8 protein-coding genes are annotated in these 14,857 nt (G+C 75.1%); 1 reads left to right on the top strand and 7 read right to left on the bottom strand.

Annotated elements, in window-relative coordinates; translation table 11 throughout:
- Positions 1–189: 189 nt before the first annotated feature.
- The 5 genes from ACTUAL_RS29035 to ACTUAL_RS29015 all read right to left on the bottom strand — a co-directional run bounded on the left by ACTUAL_RS29035 (position 190) and on the right by ACTUAL_RS29015 (position 7,914).
- Entirely contained in the window at positions 190–972 is a 783-nt protein-coding gene (locus ACTUAL_RS29035; protein WP_096497022.1) for a succinate dehydrogenase iron-sulfur subunit, read from the bottom strand.
- The gene (sdhA, locus tag ACTUAL_RS29030; RefSeq protein WP_440902470.1) at positions 972–2,723 is read right to left on the bottom strand and encodes a succinate dehydrogenase flavoprotein subunit; all 1,752 of its coding nucleotides are present in this window, start codon (positions 2,721–2,723) and stop codon (positions 972–974) included. Before sdhA ends, ACTUAL_RS29035 begins: the two co-directional genes overlap by 1 nt.
- A 22-nt stretch (positions 2,724–2,745) precedes the next feature.
- Entirely contained in the window at positions 2,746–3,162 is a 417-nt protein-coding gene (locus ACTUAL_RS29025; protein ID WP_015805147.1) for a succinate dehydrogenase hydrophobic membrane anchor subunit, read from the bottom strand.
- A gap of 2 nt (positions 3,163–3,164) precedes the next feature.
- Positions 3,165–3,587: a succinate dehydrogenase, cytochrome b556 subunit gene (gene sdhC, locus ACTUAL_RS29020; RefSeq protein ID WP_440902469.1), complete on the bottom strand. Its 423-nt coding sequence runs from the start codon at positions 3,585–3,587 to the stop codon at positions 3,165–3,167.
- A gap of 220 nt (positions 3,588–3,807) precedes the next feature.
- Positions 3,808–7,914: a hypothetical protein gene (locus tag ACTUAL_RS29015; protein WP_440902468.1), complete on the bottom strand. Its 4,107-nt coding sequence runs from the start codon at positions 7,912–7,914 to the stop codon at positions 3,808–3,810.
- A gap of 16 nt (positions 7,915–7,930) precedes the next feature.
- Between ACTUAL_RS29015 and ACTUAL_RS29010 the strand changes: the two genes are divergently transcribed.
- On the top strand, positions 7,931–8,251 hold the full coding sequence (locus ACTUAL_RS29010) for a hypothetical protein (protein ID WP_440902467.1): 321 nt from the start codon (positions 7,931–7,933) through the stop codon (positions 8,249–8,251).
- A gap of 600 nt (positions 8,252–8,851) precedes the next feature.
- On the opposite strand, the gene ACTUAL_RS29005 is transcribed toward ACTUAL_RS29010, so the two are convergent.
- Both ACTUAL_RS29005 and ACTUAL_RS29000 read right to left on the bottom strand, forming a co-directional pair.
- Entirely contained in the window at positions 8,852–10,120 is a 1,269-nt protein-coding gene (locus ACTUAL_RS29005; RefSeq protein WP_096497018.1) for a YrhB domain-containing protein, read from the bottom strand.
- The coding region (locus ACTUAL_RS29000; RefSeq protein WP_440902466.1) for a toxin glutamine deamidase domain-containing protein at positions 10,117–14,857 on the bottom strand (4,741 nt) is incomplete at its 5' end. The genes ACTUAL_RS29005 and ACTUAL_RS29000, both read right to left, overlap by 4 nt.

Here is a 14,857-nt window from a genome sequence, read left to right as displayed (position 1 = left end):
GGCTAAGGCCCCGGAGCACAGGCTCCGGGGCCTTCGCCGTGCTCGGGGAGCGGGGCGGCCGTGGTCAGCGGCGCCGCACCACCCCCTCAGCCGTCCTCAGCGCCCCGGACACCCCGAGGGGGCCGCCCCGGGCCGCATCGGACCGGGGCCGCCCCCTGGAAGCTCCTGCGGCGCTCGCGCGCCTCGGCGTCACACGCGCTTGAACAGCAGCGCGCGCTTCACCTCCTGGATCGCCTTCGTCACCTGGATGCCGCGCGGGCAGGCGTCGGTGCAGTTGAAGGTCGTGCGGCAGCGCCACACGCCGTCCACGTCGTTCAGGATGTCCAGCCGCTCCTCCGCGCCCTCGTCGCGCGAGTCGAAGATGAAGCGGTGGGCGTTCACGATCGCCGCCGGGCCGAAGTACGTGCCCTCGGTCCAGTACACCGGGCACGACGTGGTGCAGCAGGCGCACAGGATGCACTTGGTCGTGTCGTCGAACCGCTCCCGGTCCGCGATGGACTGGATGCGCTCGCGGGTCGGCTCGTTCCCGTACGTCACCAGGTACGGCTTGACCGCCTTGAACGCCTCGAAGAACGGCTCCATGTCGACCAGCAGGTCCTTGTGGACCGGCAGGCCCTTGATGGGCTCGATGGTGATCGTGGTCGGCTTGCCGCCCGACGGCATGAGGTCCTTCAGCAGGACCTTGCACGCCAGGCGGTTCACGCCGTTGATCCGCATCGCGTCCGAGCCGCAGATGCCGTGCGCGCACGACCGGCGGAACGTGAGCGTCCCGTCGATGTACCACTTGACGTAGTGCAGCAGGTTCAGCACCCGGTCGGACGGCAGCGCGGGGATCTCGAAGGAGTCCCAGCGCGGCTCGTCGTCGAACTCCGGGTTGAACCGGCGGACCTTCAGCGTGACGGTGATCGCGCCGTCCGGCACCGGGGGCTGGGAGCCGCGCGAACCCGTGGAAACCTCAGCGGTAGCGGTCATCAGTACTTGCGCTCCATCGGCTGGTACCGGGTGAACGTGACGGGCTTGTAGTCCAGCCTGATCTCGGCGGACATGCCCTCACCCTGCTTGTAGTACATGCTGTGGCGCATGAAGTTCGTGTCGTCGCGGGTCGGGTAGTCCTCGCGGGCGTGCCCGCCCCTGGACTCCTTGCGCGCGAGCGCGCCCACGACCAGAACCTCGGCCAGCTCCAGCAGGAAGCCCAGCTCGACGGCTTCCAGCAGGTCCGTGTTGAACCGCTTGCCCTTGTCCTGCACGGTGATCCGCTGGTACCGCTCCTTCAGCGCCTGCACGTCGTTCAGCGCCGTCTTGAGCGTGTCCTCGGTGCGGTACACCGACGCGTTCGCGTCCATGGTGGCCTGGAGCTCGGTGCGGATGTCCGCGACGCGCTCGTGGCCGTGCTCGGACAGGGCCAGCGCCACCTGCGCCTCGACGCCCGCCGCCGGGTTCTCCGGCAGGTCGACGTGCTCGTGCGCCAGGGCGTACTCGGCGGCGGCGATGCCCGCGCGGCGGCCGAACACGTTGATGTCCAGCAGCGAGTTGGTGCCCAGGCGGTTCGCCCCGTGCACCGACACGCACGCGCACTCGCCCGCGGCGTAGAGGCCGGGGATCACGTTGTCGTTGTCCCGCAGCACCTCGCCCAGCACGTTCGTGGGGATGCCGCCCATCGCGTAGTGCGCGGTCGGGTACACCGGCACCGGCTCGGTCACCGGGTCGACCGCCAGGTAGGTGCGGGCGAACTCGGTGATGTCGGGCAGCTTGGTCTCCAGGACCTCGGCGCCCAGGTGCGTGCAGTCCAGCAGCACGTAGTCCTTGTTCGGACCCGCGCCCCGGCCCTCCAGCACCTCCAGGGCCATCGACCGGGCGACGATGTCGCGCGGCGCCAGGTCCTTGATGGTGGGGGCGTAGCGCTCCATGAACCGCTCGCCGGAGGCGTTGCGCAGGATCGCGCCCTCGCCGCGCGCGCCCTCGGTGAGCAGGATGCCCAGGCCCCCGAGGCCGGTCGGGTGGAACTGGTAGAACTCCATGTCCTCCAGCGGCAGGCCCTTGCGGAACACGATGCCCATGCCGTCGCCGGTCAGGGTGTGCGCGTTCGAGGTGGTCTTGAAGACCTTGCCGAACCCGCCGGTCGCGAACACGACCGACTTGGCCTGGAACACGTGGATCTCGCCGGTCGCGAGCTCGTACGCCACGGCGCCGGTGCAGACCGGGCCGTCCTCGGTCTCGGTCAGGCAGATGTCGAGGACGTAGAACTCGTTGTAGAACTCGATGCCGTGCTTGACGCAGTTCTGGTACAGCGTCTGCAGGATCATGTGACCGGTGCGGTCCGCGGCGTAGCAGGCGCGGCGCACGGCGGCCTCACCGTGGTTGCGGGTGTGCCCGCCGAACCGGCGCTGGTCGATCTTGCCCTCGGGCGTCCGGTTGAACGGCAGGCCCATCTTCTCCAGGTCGAGGACCGCGTCGATGGCCTCCTTCGCCATGATCTCGGCGGCGTCCTGGTCGACCAGGTAGTCGCCGCCCTTGATCGTGTCGAAGGTGTGCCACTCCCAGTTGTCCTCCTCCACGTTCGCCAGCGCGGCGCACATGCCGCCCTGCGCGGCGCCCGTGTGGGACCGGGTGGGGTAGAGCTTGGTGAGCACCGCGGTGCGGGCGCGCTGGCCCGACTCGATGGCGGCGCGCATACCCGCGCCACCAGCCCCGATGATCACGACGTCGTACTTGTGGAACTGCATGTCGGTGTGCTCCCGCGCCGGGTCAGTTGGTGGTGGCGATGCCGGGATCGAACGTGAACACCACGTACGTCCCCGTCACGATGATCAGGACCATCGACACGTAGAGCAGCATCTTCAGCCAGAAGCGGGTGGCGTCCTTGCGGGCGTAGTCGTTGATGACCGTCCGCAGCCCGTTGCCGCCGTGGATCTGGGCGAGCCACAGCATGGCCAGGTCCCAGATCTGCCAGAACGGCGAGGCCCAGCGGCCCGCGACGAAACCGAAGTTGATCCGGTGCACGCCGCCGTCGAGGATGTTCATGATGAACAGGTGGCCGAGCACCAGCACGAGCAGCGCCACGCCGGACAGGCGCATGAACAGCCAGCTGTAGAGCTCGAAGTTGTTGCGCCGCGCCGCGGGCCTGCGCGGGGTGCGGGGGCGGTCGAGAGCCAGTTCGCTCATGATCAGTGACCCCCGAACATCTCGGTGACCGTGCGGACCATCATGAAGTACGTGCCGGGGATCATGACCGCGACCCAGATGCCGAGGATGGTCCACAGCATCGCGCGCTGGTGCTTCGGGCCCTTGGCCCAGAAGTCGACCAGCATGACCCGGACGCCGGTGAGGGCGAGGTAGAGGACCGCGCCGACCAGGCCGACCTCGAAGAGGTTCACCAGCGGGGTCTTGTAGGTCTCGATGACCGCGTCGTAGTCGTTCGGGGACACCCGCACGAGCGCGGTGTCCAGAACGTGCACGAACAAGAAGAAGAAGGTCAGAACGCCGGTGATGCGGTGGGCGACCCAGGACCACATGCCCAAGTCGCCTCGGTAGAGCGTTCCGCCTCCACGGGAGCTGCCCGCCCGCCCGGTTGCGGTGGTGCCGGCCATTCACGGCCTCCAGCGTCAGTGGTGGATTGGTCCCGTGAGCCGAGGTGGGCGGGACCTTGACGCACGGGATGCTAGTCGCGCAAGAGGCAAGCGTCCCAATAGTCGGACCTGTCTGTGACTGACGAGACACGGCGTGGTGGCTTTCCGTGTTCTCCCTTACCCCACCGGAGGGTGACGCTCACCTCCAGGGTGAACGGATCGTCGCGCAGCGCCGGAGGGCCTACCGGCCCTCCGGGTCGTATTCCACCACGGGGACGCCGTGCGCGCCCGCCACCGACCGCAGCTTCGTGGTCGTCGACTTGTCCAGACCGCTGGAGGGCAGCGCCAACCGCTCCACGTCCCGCGACAGGTCGATCCCGCCGCACACGTGCGCCGCGATCACCGGGGCCGTCGCCCGCCACACCGCGTCGTGCGCGCCCTGCCGCTCCGGCCGCTGGCCGGTGGCCGCCGCCAGCACCGCGCGCGCGTGCCGCTCGCCCACCCCGCCCTCGGACAGCAGCGCGTGCAGCAGCTCCACCGGGCTCGACGTCGGCGCGCCCCGCCCCGTGTGGCTGAAGTACGCCCGCCGCCGCGCCTCCGGCTTCAGCAGCAGGTGCGCCTCGCCCCGCACGGGGTCCGCCCGCAGCCGCAGCGCGTGCGCGTGGTCGGGGTGCACCAGCCCGGTCGCCTCGCCCACCAGCGGCCCCAGCTCCCGCCGGTCGACGCACTGCGCGTCCCACTCGTAGCGCCCCACCGGCCCGACCTGCCCGCCCGGCGCGGTCCAGAACGCGAACGCGTGGTCGCCTGCCAGCAGCTGCTCCAGGTGCGCCGCCCGCCGCCGCGCCCGCTCGGCCGTCGCCTGCGGCCCGGACAGGTCGAACCCGCTCTCCCGCAACCCCTCCAGGCTCCTGCGGTCCACCCGGCGCAGCCCCGCCTCGGCGGGCACCGGCAACCGGGCCCCGCGCAGCCGCAGCGCCCCGCCCGCGTCCGCCGCCAGCACCTCGCGGGCCCGCAGCGTCACGGTGATCGGCGCGGTCGCGAACCAGTCCTCCACCCGCTCCAGCACCGCCTCGGGGAACTGGTTGCCGCACAGCGGCGACAGCCGCGCCAGCACCTCCTGCCGCAGCGCCTCCGCGCCCGTCCCGCTGCGCAGCCGCACCGACCGCAGCAGCAGGTGCTGCCGGGGCGTCAGCGCGCCCGCCGCAGGCGAGCCGGGGAACGGCACCACGTCCGGGTCGGTCGACGTCCGCCCCGGCGCGCCGGACTCGCGCGACTGCGCCGACGAGGTCCTCGGCAGCGCCTCCCGCAGCTCCCGCAGCACCTCGGCCGCCGCCGGGGACAGCGCCAGCAGCCCGTTCTCGCCGCCCGCGCCCAGCGCGTCCCGCACCACGTGCACCAGCCTGCGCAGCCGCTCCGGGCGCGGACCGGGGTCCACGTCGGCGGCCAGCGCGAACCCGCCGCGCTCCCCGGCCTCCGGGCGCAGCACGCCCGCGTACACCTCGCCCCACGCCTCGGCCAGCAGCTCCGCCTCGCAGCGCAGCCGCAGCAGGTCGAACGCCTCCACCGGCGCGATGCCCGCCTGCTCGGCCACCGCGACCACCCTGGTGGCCGCCGTGGTCGCGTCCAGCGCCCCGGCCAGGTGCGCACGCAGCGGGTCGTCCGACACCAGCGCCACCGCCAGCCGCACGACCTCCTTGCCCGCTGGCGACCCGTCGCCCTCCAGTAGCCTCGGCACGCCCGCCCGCAGCACCTGCCTGGCCAGCACCGGCTTGAGCGGCACGTCCCGCCACGCCGCGGCCATGTCCGCCGCCGCGCCGTCCACCGCGGCGGCCAGCGCCACCGCGTCGCGCTGCGGCGGCGTCAACCGGTCCACCCCGGACGCCGCCGGGATCAGCCTGCCGCCCGGCGACAGGCGGGGCCTGCCGTCGAGCACGTCCGCGACCCGCCCCAGGTGCTGCGCCACGGTCTGGTCCCGGTGCCCGCGCGCGTCCGGGTCGGCCAGCGCGTCCCGCACCGCCCCCACCCGCTGCGCCCACTCCAGCACCCGGTGCGCCGCCGACGGCCCGCGCGGCGCCACCAGCCCGCCGGAGCGGATCTGCTCCAGCAGCCTGCGCCACACGCCCAGCAGCGCGTTCTCCCGCTCCAGCCCGTGCTCGAGGCCCGCGACCCGCTCGGCCAGCACGACCCGCTCCGCGCCGGGCCCGCTCAGGTCGGCGCTGTGCCGACCGGCGCCCGCCACCAGCAGCGTCTCCACCCGCGCGCGCAGCGTCGTGTCCAGCAGCGCCAGCTCCCGGCGGCCGGTCGCCAGCAGCGCCCTCGCCACCACCAGCCGCCGCTCGGTCGCGCTGATCGCGTGCCGGACGTCGACCGACTCGGTCGACTCCTTCGGGGCCACCGGCGCGGGGGCCACCGCGATCACCGCGCGGCGGCGGCGCTCCGGCTCCGGCTCGCCCTCGTCGTGCGCGGCCCCGGACAGGTCGTCGCCGCCGGACACCGCGCTGATCTCCGGCAGCGGCGCCGCCGACCCGGTGCCGACCAGCCTGCGCAGCTGCCGGGACACCAGCAGCCGCAGCAGGTTCGTCACCGCGTCCGCGCGGGCCTGGCCGGTCTCCACCGCGTTGCCGAACACGCCCGGCACGGTGTTGCCGTAGCCGGTGACGGTGATCCGCGCGGGCGCCAGCCCGTTCGCGTGCCGCCACACCGCCGAGTGCGCCAGGCGCAGCGCGATCGGCTCCATCGCGGCCTCCGCGCCCAGCTCCGGCACCGCCGAGCCCCTCGGGAACGACACCGCGACCGGGCGCACCTCGGCCAGGTTGCCGTCCTCGCTGTTCGCGGGCCGCCCCGGTCCGCCGACCGCGCCGATCAGGCCCGTGCTCACCGGCTGCGCGTCGCGGTCCTCGGCCGTCGTCGCCAGCGCCCGCGCCGCCGCCTCGGCGGCCGTGCCGCCCTGGTCGTGAAGCACCAGCGCCAGGTGCGCCACGTCCGGCACGGCGGGCGCCGAGCCGGGGCCGCCGAACCGGACCGCCATGCCGTGCGCCTCGTGCAGCAGCGTCGCCAGCCGGTGCGGTGCCAGCGGCAGCTCCAGCACCGCCAGGCTCAGCTCGCCGCCCTCGGCGCGCAGCCGCTCCGCCGTCACCGCCAGCTCCTCGCCGGGCGGCACCAGCGTCGGGTGCGCGTTCGGCCGGAACCGCAGCATCGGGTTCTGCGCCATGGTCGCGGGCAGCACGGGCGTCGCCGTGCCCCGGTCGTCCACCCGGTACGCGCCGCGCTGGTGCCTGCCGGGGACCAGCGCGGCCAGCTCCCGGTCGTCCACCACGAGCGTGTCGGCGCTGCCCGCCAGGTGCAGGTGGAACGCGTCGTTCAGGTCGACGGCGGGCCGGAAGCCCTCGGTCGTGGCGACCTCGACGACACCGCCCTCGCGCAGCCGCACCCAGCCGGACGCGATCTGGTCGGCGAACTCGGCCTCCTGCGCCGCGTGCTCCTCGACGCGCGTGCTGTGCCGCTGCCGCACCCGCTCCACGGTCGCCGGGTCCAACCCGGACAGCTCGCCGGGCGGGGCGGGGGAGAAGTGCGCGAGCAGGCCGATGGTCTCCGGGCGCGCGCCCAGGTGCAGGTCCAGGTCCGTGACGGTGCGCCCGCCGAGGCCCTCCGGGCGCACCACGGCGCCCTGGAACAGCCAGGCCAGCGCGTCCGGGTTCGCGGTCGGCACGTCGAAGCTCAGCGAGGTGTTCTTCGCCAGCGCCTGCAACCGCAGCTGGTCCACCGGGGGAACGCCGAACTCGTCGCGCAGCCGCTGCGGGGTGAGCCGCTGCTCCTGCGGCTCGTCGCCTGCGCCCCACCCGCCCTTGACCGGCTCGGTCGCGGTCGCCATCGCGCGGGTCAGGTGGTCGACCAGCCACAGGTCCGCCGGGCGCAGCTCGCCGACCGCGCTGGGCGCGGTGCCCGCCGTGTCCGGCAGGCCGAGGAAGTGGCCGACCTCGTGGGCGAGCCTGCGGCTGCCGGTGCCGGACGGCCAGGTCAGCTGGCCGGGGCGGCCCCGGTCGGTGACCACGATGCTGGCGTGCGCGGACGCGGGGCTGTCGGTGAACTCGACGGTGACGTGGAACTGCTCGCCGCCGGGCAGCCGGTTGCCCCGGTTGAACAGCTCCTCGACGCCCAGGCAGGCGCGGGCCTCCAGGTCGGGGGCGAGGGTGTCCAGGTGCAGGCGCACGGTGAAGTCGCGCACCGGGGAGCCGTCGGCGGTGAAGTCCCTGATGTCGCAGGCGATCGGGCCGCGCCACGGGTAGCCGGTGGCGCCGTCCGGGGTGGTGACCGGCACCTCCTGCGGGCCGTCGCCGTCGCCGCGCACCCAGGCGGTGGCGGGGGTGGCGGCGCGGACCTCGGCGATGGAGTCGGGCTGGACCGGGGACTCCGGGGCGAACCAGGCGGCGCCCGGCGCGGTGGCCTGGGCGGCGGGGGCGGCGGGCTGCGCGGCGAAGGCGGCCGTGGGCGCGGAGGAGGCGGGGCCCGCGGAGAGGTGGCCCGAGGAGGCTTGGCCTGTGGAGGCTTGGCCTGCGGAGAAGTGGCCCGAGGAGGTGAGCCCCGAGGAGGCGGGGGCCGAGGGGGTGGATGCCGAGGGGGTGGGCGCTGCCGAGGCGCGCCCCGCTGAAGCGCGCCCCGCTGAAGTGTGGCCTGCGGTGGCGTGACCTGCTGAGACGGGGCCTGCTGAGGCGTGGCCTGCGGCGGGTGTCGTGGTGGCGGTGGGCTGGGGGGCGGTGGCGCGCCGGGGCGTGGCCCGCGCGGCGATCGAGCCGTCCCCGGTGGGCTGCCCGGTCGCGCCGGAGGCGACCTGACCCGACTTCGGCAGGTGCGTCGTCGCCTGGTGCTGGCCGGACGTAGGGGTCCGGCTTCCGGCAGCCTGACGGCCCGCCGCGGCGCGTTCACCCTGTCCGGATGACGCCAGTTGCCGAGTCGGTGACTCAGCGTCAACGCCCGCGGTCGCGGGCGCCCACGGCTGGCGGGAGGGCGCGGCCCGTCCCCCCTGCGTTGTCGCGCCCGCGTCCGCCGTGCGGCGGCGCGAGCCGTGGGCGTCGGTCACCGGGGGCATTTTGCCTTCGATGAACCGGGAAGTGGATGTGCTGTTGGTCTCGGTCCCCACCACGCCTGCCGGGTCGCCTAGCGCCGTCCCCGCGGGCGCCCGAGCTTTTCCAGGCGGCACCGGAGGTACGGAGGTAGTACTGGATCTGCACCCATGCTAGTCGCTCGAACGAGACAATTTTTCCCACGAGCCGGGGGAACCCCCGCGACTAGCGGTAGTGGATCACGTGGAGGCCCAGCAGCCCCTCGTCCGTCAGCACCGGCGGCTCCGGCCGCGTCCCGTCCGCGAGCTGCACCCCGCCCTCCGCGCGCCGCCCGTTCAGCAGGTGCCCCACCGTCTCCCGGCCCCTGCGGTCCCTGCGGCGCACCCACACCAGCGCGGTCCGCCCGACCTCCATGCCCGCGAACTCGCCGAACACCCCGGCCCAGCCCAGGTGCGTGCTCACCCCGGTCACCTGGCCCAGCTCCGCCGCCGTGTGCCCGATCCACGCCGCGTGCGACGGCGCGGGCGGCGCGTCCAGGCCCGCCGCGTCACCGGCGTCCCAGCGCTCCAACCACGGCCACGGGTCGGCGTTCGGCAGCGCGAACGGCGCCCGGTCCGACTCCTTCGGGACCACCAGCGCGGCGTCCAGCATCTGGTACCGCAGGTCGTCGGAGTCCCGGTAGGCGGCCGTCGTGCAGGCGAACAGCCAGCCCCGGCTCAGCTCGTCCTCCGGCGACGGGTCCACCAGCACGACCTCGCCCGCCCCGTACGCCTGCGCCAGGTGCTCCTCGGCGCGCCGCACCGCCGCCTCGAACCCCAGCAGCTCCACCGGCGGGCGCGGCCGGTGGAAGCGGGCCAGCACCAGCTCCTTGACCGCCACCACCTCCAGGTCCGCGGGGCCGCCGCGCATCCCGTCCAGCACCACCACGCCGTCCGGCCCGTGGTGCGCGTACAGCAGGTGCCCGGTCACCTCGGCGCCCGCCAGCTCCCGGCGCACCCACACCACGCCCCTGGTGTCCTCGCCGCCGTCGCGCAGCGCCGCGACCGCCGCCTCCCAGTCCGGGACCGCCGACACCTCGGCGTGCGGGAAGTGCCAGGCCCGCAACCGGTCCCACCAGCCGGGCAGCTCGTGCTCCGGCCGCCACGGCACCACCGACGCGGGCCTGCGGTCCACCAGCGCGTCCACCGCCACCACCGAGCCGCGCGCGTTCAGCCGCCACACCCAGTCCGCCGGGTCGGTCATCGCGCGCGCCGCAGGCTGCCCGTCGACCAGGTCCAGCACCGAGAACGGGTCGTCGTTCGGCAGCGGGAACGGCTGCCCGCCGTCGCCGGGCACCGCCAGCGCGGCGGCCAGCATCGGCTCGTCCGACCCGGTGTAGCGGCAGCCGAACACGGTGTGGGCGGGCGTCACCAGCACGGCGTCGCCCGAGGGCTCCACCGCGCCGCCGTACACGTGGTCGAGCCACCGCTCGGCCGTGCTCCGTGCCTGTGTCACGCCTGCCCCGTCGTGCTCTGGCCGCCGGTGACCGGGAGGTCGGGCAGCGGGATGTACTGGATCAGCTTCGCGTCCCGGTCGAACCGTCCGGGGAGGTGGCTCTGCCCGTCGTAGGTCACGAGCGTGCCCGCGGCGTTCCAGGCGTTCGTCACGTGCGCCGTCCCGTCGTACCGGGTGACCGCGACCGTGATGTGCCTGCCGACGCCGCCCTGCAGGTAGTCGAGCAGGTCGTGGAAGCTCTCCACGTCCACCAGCTCGGCGCCCGCCTCCCGCTGGACGTACGGGTCCGTCGTGGGCCCGGACATCGGCGGGGCCGACGTCGGCACGCCGTGCATGGTGCGGTGCACGGCCACCACGCAGCGCGTGCAGTTGTAGTTGTGGCCGGGGATCTTCGCGTCGAACGGGTCCCGGTTCACCACCGCGAGGCCGGGCACGTGCTGCTCGGTCCAGGCGCGCGCCGACACCATGTCGGGGAACGCGCCGAGGTGCACGACGCCCTTGGGCAGCCACTTGGCCAGCTCGGCCTGGTGCCTCGGCTCGTGCCGCGCGTCCAGGTCGGCCTTCAGCGCCGTCTCGGCCGCCTTGTGCTCGGCCGCCAGGGTGTCCTGCAGGAGCTTGCGCTCGTCCGCCGACGCGTTGTCGGCGTCCTGCTCGGCCTGGGCGCGCTCGGCGGCGTGCCTGGCCATCAGCTCCTGGCCGAGGCGCTGCCGGTGCGCCTCCTGAGCCTGCTGCGTGTCCTGCTCGAACCGCTGCCGCTCGCCCGCCTGGCGCATCAGCACCTGGCGCTCCGCCTCCTGGCGCTCGGCGTTCTGCTCGGCGGTCAACCGCTGTTCGAGCTGCTGCCGCTCCGCGTTGTGGCGCTGCATCACGTCGTTCCACGCCCGGTTCGGGTCGAACATCCCCGGCGGGGCCTGCGTGACCTGCTGCTGGATCCACATCCGGGCCCGCTGCGCGTCCTCCTGCTGGTGGCGCCCCAGCTCGGCGACGACCTGCTGGCGGTGGGCCTGCTGCCGGTTGCCCAGCTCCTGGCTCGCCCGCTGGTAGTCGGCGGACTGGCGGGCGGTGAACGCGGCGACCGCGTTGGCCAGCTCCTGCTGCTGGCCGGCGAGCACCGCCTGCTCGGTCTGCCCGATCTCGGCGGCGTGCCGCGCGCCCAGCTCGGCCAGCGCCGTGCCCCGCTGCTGCGCGAGGCGGGCGTCCAGCTCGGCGACCGCCGTGGCCGCCTCGGTGGTGTGCCGCTGCTCCAGGGCGGCCAGCTCGGCGACCCGCTCGGCGTTGAGCTGGGCGGCGAGCGCGATGGCCGCCCGGTTGCGCTCGGCCTTCCGCTCGGCGGCGGTCGGGACGGGGTCGAGGTCCATCACGTCGGGGTCGGCCTGGTCCTTGGCCGGGCTGGCGGGCGCGGTGTCGAGGTCCATCGGGTCGGAGAAGGCCTGCTGGTCCGCCCAGGACGGCGGGAGCAGGCTCAGCGAGCCGAACGCGGACGGGGACAACCGGGGGCTGCGCGGCGCGGTGAACGGCTCCACCGGCCCGCGCGGGACAGCGACCGGCGCGACCGCGGGCGTCTCGGCGACCGGGTCGGCCGCCGAGGGGGACTCGGTGGGCGTCTCGGTGGCGGGGGCGCCGGTCGCCTGGTCGTCGGCGGAGGTCTCGACGTCCGCGTCCTCGACGACCGAGCTCGCGACGGTCGCGCCCTCGACGGCCGGTTCGGCGTCGGCGGGCTCGACGGCCGCCGGTTCGGTGATCGCCGGTTCGACGGCCGCCGGTTCGACGACGGCCGCGTCCGCGACAACCGCGTCCGCGACAACCGCGTCCGAGGTGGTCGTGTCCGCGACAACCGCGTCCGTGGCAGCCACGTTCGGAGTGGTCGCGTCCGTGGCAACCGCGTCCGCGACAGCCGTGTCCGTGGCAGCCACGTCCGGGGTGGTCGTGTCCGCGACAACCGGGTCCGGGGTGGGCGCCGGGTTGCTCAGCTCCCAGTCGACGTGCACGTCGGTGCCGTCCGCGCGACCGCCCTCGACGCCGGTGGCCCGAATCCCGTGCAGCGCCAGCGCGCCCGCGACCTCACCCGCCTGCGCCCCGGACACGGTGACCACGACTGACTCGTACCCCTGCCGCTCGCGCACGGCGTTGGTCTTCCGCAGGTCGGCCGCCAGCGCGGTCACCCGCGCCGGGTCGAAGCCGCCGTCGGGCTCGACCGCGAACGACCGCTCGGGCAGCTGGTTCGCGGCGTCGAGGCCGTCGCCCTCGCGAAGACCGGCGCTCACCTGGTCGGTGGCAGCCGTTCCACCGGTCTCCACCGGCGAGGCGCCGGTGAGGGTGGTCTCGAACTCGGCGAACTCGGTGTCGAACTCCTCCTGGATGGTCGCCATCGGGGTGAAGCCCGTCGCGGGGCGACCCGTTCCCGCCACCGCGCGCTCGGCGCTCGGGGAGCGCTCCGCCGGGGACTGGGACTGGGACTGGGGCTCGGTGGCCACCGGGGTGAGCGGACCGCTCACCGGCGTGACGTCGGCCGTCAGCGCGGTGCTCGGGATCTCGCCGTTGGACACCAGCGGGGCGGGCGCCAGCGTCCCGTTGGAGACCGCCGCCCCGTTGGACACCGGCGCGCCATTGGAGACTGGCGTCCCGTTGGAAGCGGGCACCCCGTTGGAGACCGGCGCGCCGTTGGAGACCGGCGTCCCGTTGGAAGCGGGCACCCCGTTGGCGGGCGCCGTCCCGTTGGTGGCAGGCGTCCCATTGGTGACCGCTGCCCCGGTGGCAGCCGCAGTGCCGTTGGTGACCGCCGTCCCGTTCGACTCCGGCGTCACGACCGCCGAGGCCCCGTCGCCCGTGGCCCCGTCGCCCGGCGGCGTGCCGCCGCCCGGCTGGGTGGGCGCGGTCGGCGGCAGGGCCGGGGCCCCGGGGGCGGTGCGGCCGGCGTTGTACGCGTCCACCTGCTGCTCCACCGCGACCTTCGCCGCCCACCACTCGTCGCGCTTCAGCGCGGCCTCGGCCCGCTTCTCGTGCAGCTCGGCCTCGACCTCGCGGATCAGGGCCTGCTGCGCGACCTGCTTCGCCAGCTCGGCCACCACCGCCGCGCCCTCGGCGTCCCGCTGCCCCTCGGCGCGCGTGACCGCCTCCCGGCGCTCGGCGGTCGCCCGCTCGGCCTCGGCCAGGGCGTCGGCCCGGGCTTCCAGCACCCCGCGACCCTCGGCCAGCGCGATCTCGGCGTCCTCCGCCCGGTCCTCGGCGGCGCGGGCCTCCCGCACCGCCCGCTGCGCGGCCTCGGCGCGGTCCAGGGCCGCCTCCACCACCCGCACCCGGCGCCCCGCCAGCGCGTGCGCGGCCTCCAGGGCCGACACGTCCGCGCCGCGCGCCCGCGCGGCCTCCAGCGCCGCCCCGGTCCGACCGAGGGTCGGCGCGACGACGTCCAGGGTGCCGCGCAGCCGCGCGACCACCTCGCCCGTCGGCCGGGACAGGTCGGCCGCGTGGCCGAGGTCCGCCAGGGACCGGTTCGCCTCGACCAGCTCGGCCTCGGCGCGCGCCCGCGCGTCCGCCGCCTCGACGGCCAGCGCCCGCTCGGACTCCGCCCGCTCCCGCAGCCCGGCCACCCGCTCGGCCTCGGCGTCCCGCACCGCCCGGACATCCGCCTCGGCCTGCTCGGCACGCGAGAGCACCGCGCCCTCGTCCCGGAGCCGCGTCCCGGCCCCGACCTGCCTGATCCGCGCGGCCTCCTGGTCGGCGCGGGCCGCCGCCAGCACCGGCGCCGCCTCGTTGATCTTGTCCTGCGCGTCGTGCCTGGCCTTCTCGACCGCCTTCTCGGCCTCGCGCCACGCCTCGTCGGCCTTCTTGACCTCGGCCTGCGCGTTGTCCAGCCCGTCGCCGAACCGCTGGCCCAGCAGGATCTCGGCCTCGGCCGCGGGCACCCGCAGCGACGCCGACCCCGGCACCGACAGGTCCACCACGGACGTGCGCCCGTCCACGGTGGCCACGACGCGGTACTCCACGTCGAAGTCCACCAGGCCGGACGTGCCCTGCGGCTTGCGGTCGGCGGACCGGGTGTCGGTCGGGCCGCCGGACAGCGCCTGCGAGTCCTCGGCGGACCGCTTCACCTCGACGCCGCTGAACGACGGGTTCATCGTGTTGGCCGGATCGGCGCCCTGCTTGATCAGCACGGTGCCCGCCGCCGCCCCGACCGACACGTCGGCCGCCATCGCGACCTTCGCGTCCCCGGTGCTCGCGTACGCCTGCCCCCTGGAGCCGCCCATGCCGACGCCGTCGCTGACGCTGCTCAGGCTCGGGTTGGCGACCCGCGCGTAGACCTTCACGTCCGCGTGCTGGCTCAGCAGCAGCGCCGCCTCGTGCAGCGCCGGGACCTCCAGCGCCCCGCCGGTCATGCCGGGCAGGTGCGGCTGCAGGGTCTCCGAGGCCAGCGCGGAGTACAGCGTGTTCAGCGTGCCGGTGCCCTTGCCGGTGATGCCGTCCTTGGCGCCCGCGCCCCGCAGCGCCGTCAGCGCCGCCTCGCGCAGGTCCCGCGCGCCCCGCAGGCTCTCGACCGTGGCGGTCGGCGGCAGCGCGACCGCGCCGCCCGCCTTCTGCCACGCCGCGACCGCGTCCGCCGCGCCCTGGCTCGCCGGGCGCTTGGTCGCGGTCGACGCGTACGGCGCGGCGGTCGGGCCGCCCGCGATCCGCTGGTTGTCCGCGAACGCCCGCAGCCTCAGGTCCTGCGGCTGCCCGGTGGCGGTCGCGACGACCCGGTCG

The organism is Actinosynnema sp., from assembly GCF_052038725.1.
The sequence above is the reverse complement of the archived record's forward strand: the minus strand, read 5'-3'. Positions and strand labels throughout refer to the sequence as shown.